This is a genomic window from Aromatoleum toluclasticum ATCC 700605 (genome assembly GCF_000378245.1).
Classification (GTDB): domain Bacteria; phylum Pseudomonadota; class Gammaproteobacteria; order Burkholderiales; family Rhodocyclaceae; genus Aromatoleum; species Aromatoleum toluclasticum.
The window spans coordinates 111,288-127,784 of record NZ_KB899493.1 but is presented as its reverse complement, the minus strand read 5'-3'; the positions used below and the strand labels follow the sequence as shown (position 1 = coordinate 127,784).

At 67.6% G+C, this 16,497-nt stretch carries 16 protein-coding genes and 1 tRNA gene; 14 read left to right on the top strand and 3 right to left on the bottom strand.

What is annotated here, in order from left to right; genetic code table 11:
- Positions 1-67 precede the first annotated feature (67 nt).
- Positions 68-985 carry an AAA family ATPase gene (locus F464_RS0106145; protein ID WP_018988913.1) on the bottom strand — a complete coding sequence of 306 codons (918 nt, stop codon included), beginning with the start codon at positions 983-985 and terminating at the stop codon, positions 68-70.
- A 135-nt stretch (positions 986-1,120) separates the two neighbouring features.
- On the opposite strand from F464_RS0106145, the gene F464_RS0106140 reads away from it, so the two are divergent.
- The 3 genes from F464_RS0106140 to bamC all read left to right on the top strand — a co-directional run bounded on the left by F464_RS0106140 (position 1,121) and on the right by bamC (position 4,217).
- The gene (locus tag F464_RS0106140) at positions 1,121-2,047 is read left to right on the top strand and encodes a histone deacetylase family protein (RefSeq protein ID WP_018988912.1); all 927 of its coding nucleotides are present in this window, start codon (positions 1,121-1,123) and stop codon (positions 2,045-2,047) included.
- 127 nt (positions 2,048-2,174) lie between these two features.
- A complete protein-coding gene (dapA, locus tag F464_RS0106135; protein WP_018988911.1) occupies positions 2,175-3,053 on the top strand; it encodes a 4-hydroxy-tetrahydrodipicolinate synthase in 879 nt (292 codons plus the stop codon).
- 24 nt (positions 3,054-3,077) lie between these two features.
- Positions 3,078-4,217: an outer membrane protein assembly factor BamC gene (gene bamC / locus F464_RS0106130; RefSeq protein WP_018988910.1), complete on the top strand. Its 1,140-nt coding sequence runs from the start codon at positions 3,078-3,080 to the stop codon at positions 4,215-4,217.
- Between the two features lie 166 nt (positions 4,218-4,383).
- Here the strand turns inward: bamC and F464_RS30220 are convergent, their stop codons facing one another.
- Positions 4,384-4,629 (bottom strand): hypothetical protein, encoded by a 246-nt coding sequence (locus F464_RS30220; RefSeq protein WP_084600420.1) that lies wholly within the window; start codon positions 4,627-4,629, stop codon positions 4,384-4,386.
- 155 nt (positions 4,630-4,784) lie between these two features.
- Positions 4,785-5,273, bottom strand: coding sequence for a DUF7931 domain-containing protein (locus F464_RS29835; RefSeq protein WP_018988909.1), 489 nt, complete (start codon positions 5,271-5,273; stop codon positions 4,785-4,787).
- A 149-nt stretch (positions 5,274-5,422) separates the two neighbouring features.
- Here F464_RS29835 and rlmD point away from each other — a divergent pair, with 149 nt between their 5' ends.
- The 11 genes from rlmD (at position 5,423) to motD (ending at position 16,487) form a co-directional block, all read left to right on the top strand.
- On the top strand, positions 5,423-6,724 hold the full coding sequence (gene rlmD / locus F464_RS0106120; RefSeq protein WP_018988908.1) for a 23S rRNA (uracil(1939)-C(5))-methyltransferase RlmD: 1,302 nt from the start codon (positions 5,423-5,425) through the stop codon (positions 6,722-6,724).
- A 35-nt stretch (positions 6,725-6,759) separates the two neighbouring features.
- Positions 6,760-6,847: transfer RNA gene (locus F464_RS0106115), tRNA-Ser, on the top strand.
- 60 nt (positions 6,848-6,907) lie between these two features.
- Positions 6,908-7,564: an rRNA large subunit pseudouridine synthase E gene (locus F464_RS0106110; protein ID WP_026295788.1), complete on the top strand. Its 657-nt coding sequence runs from the start codon at positions 6,908-6,910 to the stop codon at positions 7,562-7,564.
- A gap of 61 nt (positions 7,565-7,625) precedes the next feature.
- Positions 7,626-8,081 carry a DUF192 domain-containing protein gene (locus tag F464_RS0106105; RefSeq protein ID WP_408605226.1) on the top strand — a complete coding sequence of 152 codons (456 nt, stop codon included), beginning with the start codon at positions 7,626-7,628 and terminating at the stop codon, positions 8,079-8,081.
- 169 nt (positions 8,082-8,250) lie between these two features.
- On the top strand, positions 8,251-9,390 hold the full coding sequence (gene flhB / locus F464_RS0106100; RefSeq protein WP_018988906.1) for a flagellar biosynthesis protein FlhB: 1,140 nt from the start codon (positions 8,251-8,253) through the stop codon (positions 9,388-9,390).
- Positions 9,391-9,428: 38 nt separating this feature from the next.
- Positions 9,429-11,531 (top strand): flagellar biosynthesis protein FlhA, encoded by a 2,103-nt coding sequence (gene flhA, locus F464_RS0106095; RefSeq protein WP_018988905.1) that lies wholly within the window; start codon positions 9,429-9,431, stop codon positions 11,529-11,531.
- A gap of 133 nt (positions 11,532-11,664) precedes the next feature.
- On the top strand, positions 11,665-13,137 hold the full coding sequence (gene flhF, locus F464_RS0106090; RefSeq protein ID WP_018988904.1) for a flagellar biosynthesis protein FlhF: 1,473 nt from the start codon (positions 11,665-11,667) through the stop codon (positions 13,135-13,137).
- Position 13,138: 1 nt separating this feature from the next.
- A complete protein-coding gene (locus F464_RS0106085) occupies positions 13,139-13,954 on the top strand; it encodes a MinD/ParA family ATP-binding protein (protein ID WP_018988903.1) in 816 nt (271 codons plus the stop codon).
- A gap of 110 nt (positions 13,955-14,064) precedes the next feature.
- The gene (locus tag F464_RS0106080) at positions 14,065-14,844 is read left to right on the top strand and encodes an RNA polymerase sigma factor FliA (protein ID WP_018988902.1); all 780 of its coding nucleotides are present in this window, start codon (positions 14,065-14,067) and stop codon (positions 14,842-14,844) included.
- A gap of 25 nt (positions 14,845-14,869) precedes the next feature.
- A complete protein-coding gene (locus F464_RS0106075; RefSeq protein ID WP_018988901.1) occupies positions 14,870-15,610 on the top strand; it encodes a flagellar motor protein in 741 nt (246 codons plus the stop codon).
- Between the two features lie 10 nt (positions 15,611-15,620).
- Positions 15,621-16,487, top strand: coding sequence for a flagellar motor protein MotD (gene motD / locus F464_RS0106070; RefSeq protein ID WP_018988900.1), 867 nt, complete (start codon positions 15,621-15,623; stop codon positions 16,485-16,487).
- The last annotated feature ends 10 nt before the right edge of the window (positions 16,488-16,497 follow it).

Below are 16,497 nucleotides of genomic sequence, written 5' to 3'. Positions count from 1 at the left end.
GCCGGTCGAAACCCCGCGGGGGTGCCGTCCAGTAGGTGGCGACGCGGAGCGTCGGGACGAGGGGGCATCAGACGACGGGTACGTCGCGGATGAGCTGGCCGAGCACCTCGGGTGTGACGCTGCGTCCGTCGACCGCCGAATGCATGCGATGGGCGGCAACGTGCGGGAATACGGTCTGGATGTCTTCGGGCAGGACGTGGTCGCGTCCCTCGATGAGAGCCCAGGCGCGGGCTGCGGCGATCAGGCCCAGGCCGGCGCGCGGGCTGAGGCCGGCGGCGAGCTCGGGGCTGTGGCGGGTGCTGGCGAGGAGCGCCTGGATGTAGTCGACGAGGCGTTCGGATACGGTGATCGCGTGCGCCGCCTGCTGCATCGCCAGCAGGTCGTCCGGCTGGATCACGGCACGCTGGCGTTCGAGGAGTTCGCGCCTGTCCTCGCCCATCAGCAGTGCCCGTTCGGCGCTGCGGTCGGGATAGCCGAGGCGGATGCGCAGCAGGAAGCGGTCGAGCTGGCTCTCGGGCAGCGGAAAGGTGCCGATCTGGTGAGACGGGTTCTGCGTCGCGATGACGAAGAACGGGTCGGGTAGCGGGTGCGTTTCGCTATCCGCCGTGACCTGACGCTCTTCCATGGCTTCCAGCAGCGCGCTCTGCGTCTTGGGTGTGGCGCGGTTGATCTCGTCGGCGAGGATGAGCTGGCTGAAGACGGGGCCGGGGTGGAAGCGGAAACTGCCGGTTTCGCGGTCGAAGATCGACACTCCGACGATGTCGGCGGGAAGAAGATCGCTCGTGAACTGGATGCGCTGGAAGTGCAGTCCGATGAGGCGGGCAATGACGTGCGCAAGCGTCGTCTTGCCCACGCCCGGGATGTCCTCGATCAGCAGATGTCCGCGCGCGATGAGGCAGGAGAGGGCGAGCCGCAGTTCGCGGTCCTTGCCGAGGATGATGCAGTTGGCAGCTTCGAGAACGCGAATTGCGTAGCGATGGGGCATGGCGCGGACGTACTGTGAAATTCACCGGGAAGCGGTGATAATAGAGCAAAGACCGACAGGCTGCGCCCTTCAAGGATGCGCCGATTCGAAGGCTGGGATGCGGGAAGTTTGACCCGCACGCGAGAGAGGGGGGGTATGACGACGACTGCGTTCATCACGCACCGCGATTGCTGGCTGCACGACATGGGAACCTTCCATCCGGAATGTCCGGACCGGCTGGCTGCCATCAACGATCGGCTGATCGCCGCCGGTCTCGACATGTACCTCTCGTTCTATGACGCCCCGTTGGCGACGGAGGAGCAGATCGTCCGGGTGCATCCGGCCAATTATCTCGAAGAGCTTAATGCCAGCGTGCCCGATCACGGCATCCGCCATCTCGACCCGGATACCGCGATGAGTCCGGGGACGATGAAGGCGGCGTTGCGCTCGGCTGGTGCCGGCGTTCTGGCCACTGATCTCGTGCTGAAGGGCGAAATCGAGAATGCGTTCTGCGCGGTGCGTCCGCCGGGTCATCACGCCGAGCGCGGCAAGGCGATGGGGTTCTGTTTCCTGAACAACGTGGCCATTGCCGCGCGTCATGCGCTGGAGGCGCACGGGCTGGAACGCGTGGCGATCGTCGATTTCGACGTGCACCACGGTAACGGCACGGAAGACGCTTTTCGCGACGACCCGCGCGTGCTCATGGTGAGCATCTTCCAGCATCCCTTCTATCCGTACAGCGGTGCGGACTGCACGGCGCCGAACATGGTCAACGTGCCCGTGCCCGCGGGGACGCGCGGCGATGCTTTCCGCACGATCGTCGCCGAGCGCTGGATGCCTGCACTGCGGGAGCACAAGCCGCAGATGGTGTTCATCTCGGCCGGTTTCGATGCGCATTACGAGGACGACATGGGCTCGGTGGGGCTGGTGGAGTCGGACTACGTGTGGGTCACCCGGCAGGTCAAGGCGGTGGCCGAGGAGTGCGGGCACAAGAACATCGTGTCCATCCTCGAGGGCGGCTACTCGCTGTCATCGCTGGCACGCTCGGTCGTGGCGCACGTCAAGGAGCTTGCCGACCTTTGAACGCCGAGTTGCAGGACGCCCGCACCGGAGGGTGCGAGCCGGGGCCGGCAGCCAGTCCTTCGTGCAAGCCACTGGCCGTCCGGCGTCGATCAGGTAGAATCGATTCTTTTAATTTTCGGCCGCTTCCATGATTACCGGATCGATTGTCGCCATCGTCACCCCGATGAACGAAGATGGCAGCCTGGACATTCCGCGCCTGCGCGCCTTGATCGACTTCCATGTTGCCGAGGGTACCGACGGAATCGTCATCGTCGGAACGACCGGCGAGTCGCCCACGGTGACCGTCGAAGAACACTGCGAGCTGATCCGCGTGGCGGTCGAGCACGCGGCCGGACGCATCCCCGTGATCGCCGGCACCGGCGCGAATTCGACGGCCGAGGCCGTCGAACTCGCGCGCTTCGCGCAGAAGTCGGGCGCCGTGGCGCATCTGTCGGTCGTGCCGTACTACAACAAGCCCACGCAGGAAGGCCTGTACCGCCACTATCGCTCGATCGCCGAGGCGGTCGAACTGCCGCTGATCCTGTACAACGTGCCGGGGCGCACGGTGGCCGACCTGTCCAACGACACGGCGCTGCGGCTGGCGCAGATTCCGAACATCGTCGGCATCAAGGACGCCACGGGCAGCATCGACCGTGCGTGCGACCTGATCGAGCGTGCACCCAAGGGGTTTGCGCTGTATACCGGCGATGACATGACCGGCATGGCCTTCATGCTCCTGGGCGGCCATGGCGCGATCTCGGTGACGGCCAACGTCGCCCCGCGCGCGATGCACGAGATGTGCGCCGCGGCCATCGCCGGCGACGCGATCAAGGCGCGCGAGATCAATGCACGTCTCGTCGGCCTGCACCGCGACCTTTTCTGCGAGGCCAATCCGATCCCGGTGAAGTGGGCGGTCGAGCAGATGGGGCTGGTCACGTCCGGCATCCGCCTGCCGCTCACCCAGCTGTCCGAGGGCCTGCACGAGCGCGTACGTGCGGCAATGCGTCGCGCCGGCGTGAACGTCTGATTTTTCCTGGAACTACCGAAACTCATGAATCGTACCTTGCGTACTGCGGCCTCGCTGCTCGGCGCGGCCGTCGCCTTGTCGGGTTGCTCCGGCTCCCTCGTCGAATCCAAGAAGATCGATTACAAGAGCGCGCGGCAGTTGCCATCGCTCGAGATTCCGCCGGACCTCACGGCCCCGACACGCGATGACCGTTACGTGGTGCCGGACGTCTCGCCCAAGGGTGTGGCGACCTACTCGGCCTATGCGACCGACCGCGCGCAGCCCCAGCCGAGCGCAAGCCAGCAGGAGGTGCTGCCGAAGGTCGAAAGCATGCGCGTCGAGCGCGCGGGCAGTCAGCGTTGGCTCGTCGTGCAAGGCTCACCGGATGTCATGTGGCCCAAGGTCAAGGACTTCTGGCTCGAGACGGGCTTCATCCTCAACGTCGAGCGTCCCGAACTCGGCGTGATGGAGACGGATTGGGCCGAGGACCGCGCGAAGCTTCCGCAGGACTTCATCCGCTCGACGCTCGGGAAGGTGCTCGACGGTGTGTTCTCGACGCCGGTGCGCGACAAGTTCCGTACGCGGATGGAGGCGGGCAAGGATCCCAATACGGTGGAAATCTACATCAGCCATCGCGGCATGATGGAGATCTATCCCAACGAGGCGAAGGACACGACCGTTTGGCAGCCTCGCCCGGCCGATCCCGAGCTCGAAGCCGAAATGCTGCGTCGCCTGATGGTTCGGCTTGGCGCGGCGGAAGAGCGCGCGGCGGCCATCGTGGCGGCGGCGCCGGCGGCCGAGCGTGCCGCTCTCAAGGGGGCGAGCGGCGGCAGCGTGACGTTGGCAATGGATGAGTCCTTTGACCGGGCGTGGCGTCGCGTGGGTCTGGCGCTGGATCGCATCGGCTTCACGGTCGAGGATCGTGACCGCTCGAAGGGACTCTTCTTTGTCCGCTACGTGGATCCGGATGCGGACGTGCAGACGAAGAAATCCGAAGGCATCTTGTCCAAGCTCGCTTTCTGGCGCAGCAACGAACAGTCCGTGCAGAAGGGGGGCGAATACCGCCTGCGTGTCCGGGGTGAGGGCGAAAAGTCGGTGGTCAGCGTGATGACTCGCGAAGGGGGCGAGGATTCGTCCGAAACCGCGCGCAAGATTCTTGGGCTGCTGCAGGAGCAGTTGCGCTGAGGTGTCGGATTCGGCTTGCGGGTCCGCGAGGTTCCGCAAGCCGGGTTGCGTTTCGCGTGGCGGGACAGCAGCATGGCCTGACCGCGGCGAAGTGAAGGACTGCGACGGGCAACAAAAAAGCCGGCTCGAGAGCCGGCTTTTTTGCGTCGCTGCGAGAGCGGCGGGATTACTTCTGCGCGCCGTCCTTCGGAGCTTCGGCGGGGGCAGCAGCCGGAGCAGCGGCGGCCGGAGCGGCTTCCTGAGCAGCCGGGGCGGCGGCGGGAGCAGCGGCTTCCGGAGCAGCGGCCGGGGCGGCAGCGGGCGCAGCCGGAGCGGCAGCGGCGGGGGCTTCAGCCTTCGGAGCTTCAGCCGGCTTGCCGCAGGCGGCAACAGCGAGGGCGAGCAGGGAAGCAACGAGGAGCGACTGTTTCATGTTCGATGTCCTTTCTTGTGGGGGCTAAATGGGTGATCAGTTCCATCCGGGCGGGCGCAAACAGCCTCCCGTCCGGTGAACCTCAAGAAATTCTAGCATGTGATGCAGGCGTGCCAATAGTTTGTTGGTGCAACGCAATAAGGAAAAACGATAGGTCAAAGTGCAAGCGGCGTGCCGACTGCACTGACCCCGCCATTCATCCAGAATGTTTCGAATTGCGTAGCAAGGTGCGCGAGCGTGCCCGATCCGTCGGTGCTGCGCTTTCCCCGCGGCAGGTCCTGATGGAAGCGGGTTACGAGGTCGCTGGCGTCTGCGATCAGGAAGGGCTGGCTCCAGAGGCGGGCCCCGGTGTCCGCACTGCGGACGCTGGCGCAGTGCGCGTAATGGCCGAGGAGGCGTGTGAGGCGGGGGCAGTCCTGTTCCAGCCAGGTGGTTGAGTGCAGCAGGATGCGCAGGGCGTCGCGCCGCGTGCTCTGCGAGCACAGCCGTTCCAGCTGCGCGATGCCTTGCGGGCTTTCCAGTCCGCATTCACGCAGGTCGGGGTCGAAGATGATCACCGTCTGCTGCGCGTTCTCCAGGGCGCCGATGAAGGCTGAGCGGTATTCGCCGTAGCTGTCGAAAGTCTGTTCGCGTGGGGTATCCATGATCAGAGCCTGCACGGTGAGCGGGGTGGGGCGGGGAGGCAGAGGCCGGATGCAATCGCCTGTTCTCCGCCCGGTCGGGGCAATTATAGAACCCGGCGGGTAAAGCGCTGTGCGAGTAGTAAAATCACGCTCTTTTGGGCGGACGTTTGATGCCGGTTGCTGTCATCGAATCACTGGACCACGAAGGGCGCGGGTTCACCCGTGTGGACGGCAAGGCGGTGTTCGTCGATGGCGCATTGCCTGGCGAGACGGTCGAATACAGGGTGGTGCGCCAGAGACCGAGCTACGATCTGGCCGAACTGGAGCGCGTGCTCAAGCCCAGCGGGCAGCGGGTGGTGCCGCCGTGTCCGCATTTCGGCACGTGCGGTGGCTGCTCGATGCAGCATTTCGATTCGGTGGCGCAGGCGGCGACCAAGCAGCGCGTGCTCGAGGATGCGTTGTGGCATATCGCCAAGGTGACGCCGGAAGTGGTGTATCCGGCGATCCACGGGCCGGCTTGGGGTTACCGCTACCGCGCGCGCATCGGCGTGCGGATGGTGCCGTCGAAGGGCGGGGTGCTGATCGGCTTCCATGAGCGCCGCAGCAGTTACATCGCCGACATGCAGAGCTGTGCGGTGCTGCCCGCGCATGTGTCGGCGCTGCTGCCGGCGTTGCACGAGCTGGTCGCGGGATTGTCGATTCCCGACCGGCTTCCGCAGATCGAGATCGCCGTGAGTGAGGGCATTACGGTTCTGGTGTTCCGCAACCTGCTGCCGTTCACGCCGCAGGATATCGCGCACCTCGCCGCGTTTGCCGACTTGCATGGCGTGCAGGTATGGCAGCAGCCGGGCAGCCCGGCAACGGCCAAGCCACTGCATCCGAAGAAGGGGCCGGGGCTCGCGTATACCCTGCCGGAATTCGACGTGACGCTCGATTTCCTGCCGACGGACTTCACGCAGGTGAATGTCGACATCAACCGGCTGCTGATCCGGCGCTCGATGCAATTGCTCGATCCGCAGCCGGGCGAGCGCATCGCCGACCTGTTTTGCGGTCTGGGGAATTTCAGCCTGCCGATCGCGCGCCGCGGGGCGCATGTGATCGGCGTCGAGGGCAGCGACGAGCTGGTCGCACGCGCGTTGAAGAACGCGCGGCGCAATGGACTGGCGGAGCGGACCGAGTTCTACGCGGCGAATCTTTTCGAAGCCACCGAGGACAGCCTCGCCGCGCTCGGCCGGCTCGACAAGCTGCTGATCGATCCGCCACGCGAGGGGGCGATTGCGGTGGTGAAGGCGCTGAGCGAGCAGCAGATGCCGCCGCGCATCGTGTATGTGTCGTGCAACCCGGCGACGCTGGCACGCGACGCGGCGGTGCTGGTGCGCGAAAAGGGCTACGTGCTGCGCGGCGCCGGGATCGCGAACATGTTCCCGCAGACCTCGCACGTCGAGTCGATTGCACTGTTCGAGCGGGGATGACATGCGGGGGCGGGGTGATATACTCCGCCGCTTCCGGAGGTGTGGCAGAGTGGTCGATTGCACCGGTCTTGAAAACCGGCAACGGGCAACCGTTCGTGAGTTCGAATCTCACCGCCTCCGCCAGATCCCGCCTATCTTCCCCGCATCTTCCGGCGTCCGGATCTTCTCCCCCTCCTTCTCCGCATGTCCCGCGTCATTCTCCTGAACAAGCCCTACGGCGTGATCTGCCAGTTCACGGCGGAGCCGGGGCGGCCGACGCTCAAGGATTTCGTGCCGGTGCCCGGCGTGTATGCGGCCGGGCGGCTCGATACGGACAGCGAAGGGTTGCTGCTGCTGACCGATGACGGCGCATTGCAGCATCGGATCGCCGATCCGCGCCACAAGCTGCCCAAGACCTATGTCGTGCAGGTGGAGGGCGAGCCGGACGAGGACTCGTTGGCGCGGCTGCGCGGCGGACTGGATCTGGGGGATTTCGTGACGCGGCCGTGCGAGGCGCGGCGTATTCCGGAGCCTGACTGGCTGTGGCCGCGCGATCCGCCCGTGCGTTTCCGCAAGAGCGTGCCGACGTCGTGGCTGGAGATCGTGCTGCGCGAGGGGAAGAACCGGCAGGTGCGACGGATGACGGCGAAGGCGGGTTTTCCGACGCTGCGCCTGATCCGGGTGGCGATCGGCGGTTGGGCGCTCGCTGGCCTGGCGCCGGGGGTGTGGCGCGCCGAGGAGGTCGATGGCGCGAGTTTCGGCGGCGAGGAACAGGGCCGCGCGGTGCCGGTCCGGCGCGGGCCGGAAGCTGCGGGGCGCCAGCCGCGCGCAGCCGGGGGCGCCCGAGGACGGCGTTCTTAACCGCGCTGCGGCGTAGGCGGTAGAATCGCGCTTCCCAATCATTCCCCAGGGCTTTCCGGCGATGAGTCTCCCGTCCTTTTTCGGCCGCTGTGCGGCGATCGTTGCGATGGCCGGCGCTTGCCTGCCCGCTGCCCGTGCGGAATTGCCGATGGTCGAGCTGGGGGCGGGGATGTACCGCATCGAGGCGGAACTGGCGCATACGGATCAGGCGCGTCAGATCGGCCTGATGAACCGCACGGCGATGCCGCTGCAGCACGGCATGGTGTTCGCGTTTGCGCAGGATGCACGCCACTGCATGTGGATGAAGAACACGCTGATCCCGCTGTCGGTGGCGTTCATGGACCGCGAGGGGCGCATCCTGAACATCGCGGAGATGAAGCCGCAGACCGAGGACAGCCATTGTGCGGCTGCGCCGGCGCGCTTCGCGCTGGAGATGAACGCAGGCTGGTTCGCCGCGCGCGGCATCGGCGCGGGTACGGTGATCCGCGGCGTCGACCGGCTGCCGGCCGGGCGCTGAGGCGCCGCGGGCCCCAAGCAGGCCGCCGCACGTTCCAATACGCGATTTAGGGCTGTTTTCCCGCGCTTATCCGGCGGCGGGGCTTGCCGGTGTGCGGCGATAATTGCCGCACGTCGCCGAACGTCCGTGCTGAACGGGCCGCGTCCGGCGTGCAGGCAAGGAGTCGGCCGTGGCCGAAGACAGCGATCTCGAGAAAACCGAACAGCCATCGTCACGACGGCTGGAACAGGCCCGTGAGGAAGGGCAGGTTCCGCAGTCGCGCGAGCTGTCGACCTTTCTCGTCCTGATCGCCGGGATCGGCGCGCTGTGGATGATGGGGGAATGGATGTCGGGGCGCATCCTCGGCATGTTGCGCGCCGGATTCGCGATCGAGCGCGCGCGCGCCTTCGATCCGAAGCTGATGCTGGAGAGTTTCGGGGCTCTGTTCACCGATGCGCTGCTGACGATGCTGCCGCTGTTCGGGGTCCTGATGGTCGCGGCGATCGCGGCGCCGGTGCTGATGGGGGGCTTCGTGTTCGCGCCGAAGATGCTGGGGCTGAAGCTCGAACGCATGAACCCCATCCAGGGCATCGGCCGTATGTTCTCGATGCACGGGGTGGCGGAGCTGGTGAAGTCGGTCCTCAAGGCGGCGGTGGTCGGCCTGATGGGCGTCTTCGCGGTGTGGCGCGAACACGAGCACATCTTCGGCCTGACCGGCGAGGCAGTGGAAGCGGCGGTGCCGGACTTTCTCGAGATGGTGCTGTTCGCGACGGTGCTGATCATCATGGGGCTGGCGATCCTTGCGCTGATCGACGTGCCTTTCCAGCTGTGGCAGTACAACAAGAAGCTGCGCATGACGAAGGAAGAGGTCAAGCGCGAGAGCAAGGAACAGGAAGGGGATCCGCAGGTGAAGGGCCGCATCCGCGCGATGCAGCGCGAGATGGCGCGTCGTCGCATGATGACGCAGGTGCCGAAGGCCGACGTGGTGGTGACGAACCCGACGCACTTCTCGGTGGCGCTGAAGTACGACGCGGACAAGATGCGCGCGCCGATCGTCGTCGCGAAGGGACGCGGCGAGCTTGCGCTGAAGATCCGCGAGTTGGCGAAGGAACACAAGGTGCCGATGCTGGAGGCGCCGCCCCTGGCGCGCGCGCTGTACAAGCACTGCGAGTTGGAACAGGCGGTGCCGGGGGCGCTGTACACGGCGGTGGCCGAGGTGATGGCCTACGTGTATCAGCTCAACCACTGGATGGCTCACGGCGGACTTCCGCCTGCGGCGCCCGGCAAGCTGCCGGTGCCCGCCGACATGGACCCCGGCGCGCCCGACTGAGCGGGCGTGCGGAACGGACGATGCGATAGAGGCTGGCAATGAACGATGTCCTCAACCTGCGTGCGCTGCTGACGCCGACGAACCTGCGGATGCTCGGCGCGCCGATCTTCATCATCATGGTGCTGTCCATGATGGTGCTGCCGCTGCCGGCGTTCGCGCTGGACGTGTTCTTCACCTTCAATATCGCCGTGTCGGTGATGGTGATGCTGGTGGCGATGTATACGCGCCGTCCGCTCGAGTTCTCGGTGTTCCCGACCGTGCTGCTGGTGACGACGCTGCTGCGCCTGGCGCTGAACGTCGCGTCGACGCGCATCGTGCTGCTCGAAGGCCACACTGGCCCCGACGCGGCGGGCAAGGTGATCGAGGCCTTCGGCCACTTCCTCGTCGGCGGCAATACGGCGATCGGCCTGGTGGTGTTCGTGATCCTGGTCGTCATCAACTTTGTCGTGGTGACGAAGGGTGCGGGGCGGATCGCGGAAGTGAGTGCGCGCTTCACGCTGGATGCGATGCCCGGCAAGCAGATGGCGATCGACGCCGACCTCAATGCGGGCCTGGTCGACGAGGCGGAGGCGAAGCGCCGGCGCAAGGAGGTTGCGCAGGAGTCGGAGTTCTTTGGCGCGATGGACGGTGCGTCGAAATTCGTGCGTGGGGATGCGGTCGCGGGCATCGTGATCCTGCTGATCAACATTGTCGGCGGGCTGATGGTCGGCGTCGTGCAGCACGACATGGCGGCCGGTGTCGCGGTCGAGACCTACACGCTTCTGACGATCGGCGACGGTCTCGTCGCGCAGATCCCGGCGTTGATCATCTCGGTCGCGGCGGGCATGGTGGTGTCGCGCGTCGGCGACGACGCGGACGTGGGCGGCCTGGTGATCGACCAGGTGTTCTCGAATCCGCAGGTGCTGATGCTCGCGGCTGCGATCATCGGCGTGCTGGGCTTGATTCCCGGCATGCCGAACCTGGTGTTCATCCTGATGGCCGGTTCGCTTGGGTGGCTCGCGTGGCGGCGCTTCGGCATCTTGCGCAAGGAGGCGGCCGCTGCCGTACGGGTCGCGCCCGAGGCCGCAGCGGCGGTGGTGCCGGCCGAGAGCCAGGAGGCGAGCTGGAACGACGTCGCTCCGGTGGACGTGTTGGGACTGGAAGTCGGTTACCGCCTGATTCCGATGGTCGACAAGGGGCAGGACGGCGAGCTGCTGAAGCGCATCCGCGGGTTGCGCAAGAAGTTCGCGCAGGATGTCGGTTTCCTGTCGGCGCCGGTGCATATCCGGGACAACCTCGAGCTCAAGCCCAACGCCTACCGCATCGCGCTGAAGGGCGTCGAGATCGGGTCCGGCGAGGCTTACCCGGGGCAGTATCTTGCGATCAACCCGGGGCGCGTGACGGGGGTGCTCGCCGGGCGCGAGACGCGCGATCCGGCGTTCGACCTGCCGGCGTACTGGATCGACGCGAGCCAGCGCGAACAGGCGCACGCGCTGGGCTACACGGTCGTCGATGCGAGCACGGTGGTGGCGACGCACCTCAACCACCTGATCCTGAACCATGCGGCGGAGCTGCTCGGGCGTCAGGAGACGCAGGCGCTGCTCGATCACATCGGCAAGACGACGCCCAAGCTCGTCGAGGACCTTGTGCCGGCGCTGCTGCCGGTTGCGACGGTGCAGCGCGTGCTGCAGAACCTGCTCGAGGAGGGCGTCAACATCCGCGACATGCGCACGATCATCGAGACGCTCGCCGAGAACGCGCCGCGCACCCAGGACCCGCTCGAACTCACGTCGCGCGTGCGTCAGGCGCTGGGTCGTTCGATCCTGCAGAGCCTGTTCCCGGGCAATGCCGATATCCAGGTGATGGCGCTGGATCCGGCGCTCGAACGCATCCTCATGCAGGCGATGTCAACGGGCGGCGGCGATGGCGGCGTCATCGAGCCGAGCCTCGCCGACGGCATGCTGCGGCATGCGGCCGAGGTGTCGCAGCGGCAGGAAGACATGGGACTGCCGCCGGTGCTGCTGGTGCCGCCGCAGCTGCGCTGGCTGCTGTCGCGTTTCCTGCGCCGTGCGGTGCCTTCCCTCAAGGTCATCGCGAATTCCGAAGTGCCCGAGACGCGCACGATCCGCGTCACGGCGATGGTGGGCGGGGCGGCGCGCTGAGCGCTTGTGATGAAGCCGTCGCGGGCGGGATTTGCGGGGGGAAAAAGGGTCTATTCCGCGCTATCGATCCGTCTCCCCGCCACCATAATCGGTTCCATGCTGCGCACAGAGCGCGGTAGCCGGGAGATCCACCATGAACGTCAAGCGCTACTTTGCCCCCTCCGCCCGTGAAGCCCTGCGCGCCCTGAAGGCCGAACTCGGCGCCGATGCCATCGTGCTGTCGAATCGCGCGGTCGAGGGCGGCGTCGAGATCCTCGCCTTGCCGGCGGAGGACGTGGGAGCGCTGCCCGGTGCGCAGCGCGCAGCCGCGCCTGCCCCCCAGCGGATCCCCCAGCCGGCCCCGCGTGCGCCGGCGCCGTCGGTCGAGGATGACGATTTCCAGGTGAGCCTGTCGGGACGCTCGCCGGCGCCGCAGGCCGCTCCGCGCAAACCGGCCAGGATCATCCGCCCGTTCAACCCGCCGCGCATGGAAACGCCCGACTACGTGATGCGCACGCGCGCCGCGGCACTGAGCGAGCAGTACGCGATCGACGACTGGAGCGCTCCCGAGGCCGCGGCCAGGCCCCTTGCCACGGAAATGCCTCCCGCGCCGAAGCAGCCTGCTCCGGCCGCGCCGCCGGTCCGCGCCGCCGAGCCCGCGCGCGAGGTCGAGGACGAGCGCATCCGCTCGCTGCAGGATGCGAACGTTCAGCTGATGAAGGAAATGGCCGGTATCCGCAGCATGATCGAGCGCCAGCTCGCGGGTTTCGCGTGGGGCGAGACGCGGCGCAAGGCGCCCGCGCGCGCGGACATCGTCGGCGAACTGCTCGAAGCCGGTTTCTCCGGCGTGCTCGCGCGCCGGCTGGCCGAAGCCGTGGAGGAGGAGGCGTCGCCCGAGGACGCCCGCGCTGCGGTGAAGAACGCCCTCGCGCGCGACCTGCGTGCGGTTGCGTCGGATGCGGACATCGTCGACCGCGGCGGCGTGTATGCGTTGGTGGGGCCGACGGGCGTGGGCAAGACGACGACGACGGCGAAGCTCGCGGCGCGTTGCGTCGTGCGTCATGGCGCCGAGCGGCTGGCGCTGATCACGACCGACGGCTACCGCATCGGCGCGCAGGAACAGCTGCGCATCTACGGGCGCATCCTCGGCGTGCCGGTGTTCTCGGTGCGCGACGGGGCCGACCTGCGCCAGACCCTCGCTGAGCTGCGCAACAAACACATGGTGCTGATCGACACGATGGGTATGAGCCAGCGCGACAAGATGGTCGCCGACCAGGCGGCGATGCTGACCGGTGCCGGCGATGTGCGCCGCCTGCTGCTGCTCAATTCGACCTGCCGCGGCGACACCCTCGCCGATGTCGTGCGCGCCTACAGCGGGCCGGACCTGGCGGGCTGCGTGCTGACCAAGGTCGACGAGGCGGCATCGCTCGCCCCCGCGCTGGATGTGGCCGTGCGCAACGAGCTCGACGTGTTCTATGTCGCCAACGGGCAGCGTGTGCCGGAGGACCTGCACCTGCCGAATCGCGCCTACCTGCTGCACCGCGCGCTGCGCGAGCAGTCGGCCGAGTCGCCGTGGAGGCTGCAGGGCGACGAAGCAGCCCTGATGCTGGCGGCGGGCGGAGTCTGACATGATAGACCCGCGTGAAGACCAGGCGGCCGGGCTGCGGCGCCTGTTCCGGCGCGCACCCCCGACGGTCGTCGCGCTGTACGCGACCGGACGCCGCCGTGCGGACATTGCGCTGCAGGCGGCGCACCGCATCGCCGGGCACAGCCGGCGTGTGTTGCTGCTCGACGAGGTGCAGGGCGAGGATTCGCTGGCCGGGGTGCTCGGCCTGCCCGCGGGCGGCGACTTGCTGAGCGTGCTCGGCGGCCGCAGTTCGGTGCGGGCGCTCGTCCAGCCGGTGCCGGGCCTGCTCGGGCGCGTGCCGGTGGCGGCGTGCGCGCTCGCATTGCCGCTGCTCGACGGCGAGCGGCGCGACTGTGTGCTCGACGCCTTGCGCACGCTGCAGCGCCCCGCGAACGTTGTCCTGATCCATTCGGCGTGCGAGAGCGCGACCGATCCGTCGCCCTTCGCGCTGGCCGCGCCGCGCCGTCTGGTCGTCGCCGAGGCGAGTCGCAGCGGTGCGACGGACGCCTACCAGGTCATCAAGCGCCTTGCCACGGCCGGGGCGGGTTCGCTGCATGTGGCGGTGTGCGGTGCGCGCGGCCGCGAGGATGCAATGGCTTTCTTCCACAGCCTGAGCGAGCTCGTGCGCCGCCACGTCGGCGTGCCGCTCGCATGGCTGGGCGAACTGGAGCGCGACGAGTTGGTGGCGGGGCTGGGGCACAGTGCGGCGGAAGCGTCGCCGCGCGATGCGGAGGCCGCCTTCCTGCGGCGTCTCGCGGCCTTCGGCAACGCACAGGCCGGCGCGGCGGCAGTCCGCGGGAGACAGGCATGGGATTGAGTGCGTACCCGTTTGGCAAAAGCGGGTCGGCTGCGGGACAATGGAAATCCGCTGCGTTGCCCCCAAGCGCGGAAACCCGTCCGGGCCGTAAGAAAATACAGGCGAAGTGGATGTACGACGCAGCAGGTAATCTCGACAAGAACCATCTGGTGGAGGCCTACGCTCCGCTGGTCAAGCGCATCGCCTACCATCTGATGGCGAAGCTGCCGGCCAGCGTGCAGATGGACGACCTGATCCAGAACGGCATGATGGGCCTGCTGGATGCTATCAGCCGTTACGAGGACGGGCTCGGAGCGCAGTTCGAGACCTACGCGGTGCAGCGCATCCGCGGCGCGATGCTCGACGGCCTGCGCGAGAACGACTGGCTGCCGCGCAGCATGCGGCGGGACATGCGGCGCATCGAGTCGGCGGTGCACGAACTCGAGCAACGCAACGGGCGCCAGCCGAGCGAGGCGGAGCTCGCCGAGCTGCTGGGGATGCCGCTCGCCGAGTACCAGCGCATGCTGCAGGACGCGCGCGGTTACCAGCTCGTGCATTTCGAGGACTTCACCGACGGTGAGGGCGAGGACTACTTCGAGCGCCATCTCGGCGAACATGAGTCGAATCCGGCCGACATCCTCGAACAGGCCGATATGCGTAAGACGCTCGTGCGGGCGATCGAGGACTTGCCCGAGCGGGAGAAGCTGATGATGGCGCTCTACTACGACGAGGAGCTCAACCTGCGCGAGATCGGCGAGGTGCTGGGCGTGTCCGAGTCGCGCGTGTGCCAGCTCCACAGCCAGGCCGTGGCGCGTCTGCGCTCGCGAATCCTCGGCACCGCGCGGCCGGGCGGCGCCACGACCGGGGCGCGCCGCGGTCGCCCGCCCAAGAATCCGCCGTCCGGCGGTTGAGCGGGCCGGTCGAGGGACTGCGGACATGGACAAGATCAGCGTCGTCGGACTCACGCTAGGCATCTCCGCCCTGATCATGGGGCAGGTGATCGAGGGCGGCCACATCGCGTCCCTCATGCAGCCCACCGCCTTCCTTATCGTGGTCGGCGGCACGCTGGGTGCGGTCATGCTGCAGAGCCCGCTGAAGGTCTTCCGCGAAGGCATCCGCATGACCCGCTGGGTCTTCGTGCCGCCGCCGGCTAGCCATGCGGCGTTGATCCGTCAGGCGACGGGCTGGAGCCAGGTTGCGCGCAAGGAAGGGCTGCTGGCGCTGGAGGCGCAGATCCCGCGCATCAACGACCCGTTCACGCGCAAGGGGCTGCAGCTCCTCGTCGACGGCGTCGAGCCGCAGCGGCTGCGCGAGGTGCTGGAGGTCGAGATCGACGCCTGGGCGGCGCAGATGCGCCAGGGGGCGCGCATCTGGGAGGCCGCGGGCGGCTACGCGCCGACGCTGGGCATCCTCGGTGCGGTGCTGGGCCTGATCCATGTGATGGAAAACCTCACCGATCCGTCGAAGCTGGGGGCGGGCATCGCGGTGGCTTTCGTCGCGACCGTGTATGGCGTGGGTTTCGCCAACCTGGTCTTCCTGCCGATGTCGAAGAAGCTGATGGCCTACGTGGCCGACGGGGTGTCGCAGCGCGAGATGCTCGTCGACGGCCTGGTGGGCATCGCCAACGGCGACAACCCGCGCATCATCGAGAGCCGCATGCAGGGCTACATGGCCTGAGCGTGCCGCGATGCGACGCCACCGCCGACACCGCCAGCACGACGACGCGAACCGCGAGAATCAGGATCGCTGGCTTGTGTCCTACGCAGACTTCATCACGCTGCTGTTCGCGTTCTTCGTCGTGATGTATTCGCTTTCGTCGGTGAATGAGGGCAAATACCGCGTCCTGTCCGATTCGCTGATCAACGCCTTCCGCAACATCACCGTGAATGTGCCGGGCGACCCGGTGATCGCGCCGCCGCCGGCCGTTGCGCCGCCCAAGCCTGCGCCGCTGTCGCCGAGCCCCGACGAAGAGGTCGAGAAGCGGCGCCGCGCCGAGTACAAGCGCATGACGACGATGGCCGAGGACATCCGTCGCGTGCTTGAGCCGCTGACCCAGGGAGGGCAGGTCCGTGTGTCCGAAGGGGCGCGCGGGATCTCGGTGGAGATCAACGCCAGGGTGCTGTTCGCGCCGGGCGATGCGGTGCTTGCGGCGCCCGCGGTGGCGGCGCTGCGGGCCGTTGCCGAGGTGCTGGCGCGTGCCGAGTTCCCGATCACGGTCGAGGGGCACACCGACAACGTGCCGATCCGCAACGGGCGTTTCCCGTCGAACTGGGAGCTGTCCGCTGTGCGTGCATCCACGGTCGTGCGCCTCTTCATCGAGTCGGGCGTGCGCGGCGACCGCCTCACCGCGGCCGGCTACGCGGACCAGCGGCCGCTCACCGACAACACCAACGAGGAAGGCCGTGCGCGCAACCGGCGCGTGACGATCCTGATCGAGTCGATGGTCGGAGAGCGGCCGCCGCGCGCGCCGGGGCAGATCCGCGAGGACGACCCGATCCGCTCTATCCTTCCGGGCGAGGCCGCCGGGACGCAGGAAGCGCCGGCAGGGCGCTGAGGCCGCGCGG

What these genes read in the sequence shown, in the direction of transcription:
- F464_RS0106145 (WP_018988913.1), bottom strand. Translation starts at nt 985, where the DNA reads ATGCCCCATCGCTACGCAATTCGCGTTCTCGAAGCTGCCAACTGCATC.
- F464_RS0106140 (WP_018988912.1), top strand. Translation starts at nt 1,121, where the DNA reads ATGACGACGACTGCGTTCATCACGCACCGCGATTGCTGGCTGCACGAC.
- dapA (WP_018988911.1), top strand. Translation starts at nt 2,175, where the DNA reads ATGATTACCGGATCGATTGTCGCCATCGTCACCCCGATGAACGAAGAT.
- bamC (WP_018988910.1), top strand. Translation starts at nt 3,078, where the DNA reads ATGAATCGTACCTTGCGTACTGCGGCCTCGCTGCTCGGCGCGGCCGTC.
- F464_RS30220 (WP_084600420.1), bottom strand. Translation starts at nt 4,629, where the DNA reads ATGAAACAGTCGCTCCTCGTTGCTTCCCTGCTCGCCCTCGCTGTTGCC.
- F464_RS29835 (WP_018988909.1), bottom strand. Translation starts at nt 5,273, where the DNA reads ATGGATACCCCACGCGAACAGACTTTCGACAGCTACGGCGAATACCGC.
- rlmD (WP_018988908.1), top strand. Translation starts at nt 5,423, where the DNA reads ATGCCGGTTGCTGTCATCGAATCACTGGACCACGAAGGGCGCGGGTTC.
- F464_RS0106110 (WP_026295788.1), top strand. Translation starts at nt 6,908, where the DNA reads ATGTCCCGCGTCATTCTCCTGAACAAGCCCTACGGCGTGATCTGCCAG.
- F464_RS0106105 (WP_408605226.1), top strand. Translation starts at nt 7,626, where the DNA reads ATGAGTCTCCCGTCCTTTTTCGGCCGCTGTGCGGCGATCGTTGCGATG.
- flhA (WP_018988905.1), top strand. Translation starts at nt 9,429, where the DNA reads ATGAACGATGTCCTCAACCTGCGTGCGCTGCTGACGCCGACGAACCTG.
- flhF (WP_018988904.1), top strand. Translation starts at nt 11,665, where the DNA reads ATGAACGTCAAGCGCTACTTTGCCCCCTCCGCCCGTGAAGCCCTGCGC.
- F464_RS0106085 (WP_018988903.1), top strand. Translation starts at nt 13,139, where the DNA reads ATGATAGACCCGCGTGAAGACCAGGCGGCCGGGCTGCGGCGCCTGTTC.
- F464_RS0106080 (WP_018988902.1), top strand. Translation starts at nt 14,065, where the DNA reads ATGTACGACGCAGCAGGTAATCTCGACAAGAACCATCTGGTGGAGGCC.
- F464_RS0106075 (WP_018988901.1), top strand. Translation starts at nt 14,870, where the DNA reads ATGGACAAGATCAGCGTCGTCGGACTCACGCTAGGCATCTCCGCCCTG.
- motD (WP_018988900.1), top strand. Translation starts at nt 15,621, where the DNA reads ATGCGACGCCACCGCCGACACCGCCAGCACGACGACGCGAACCGCGAG.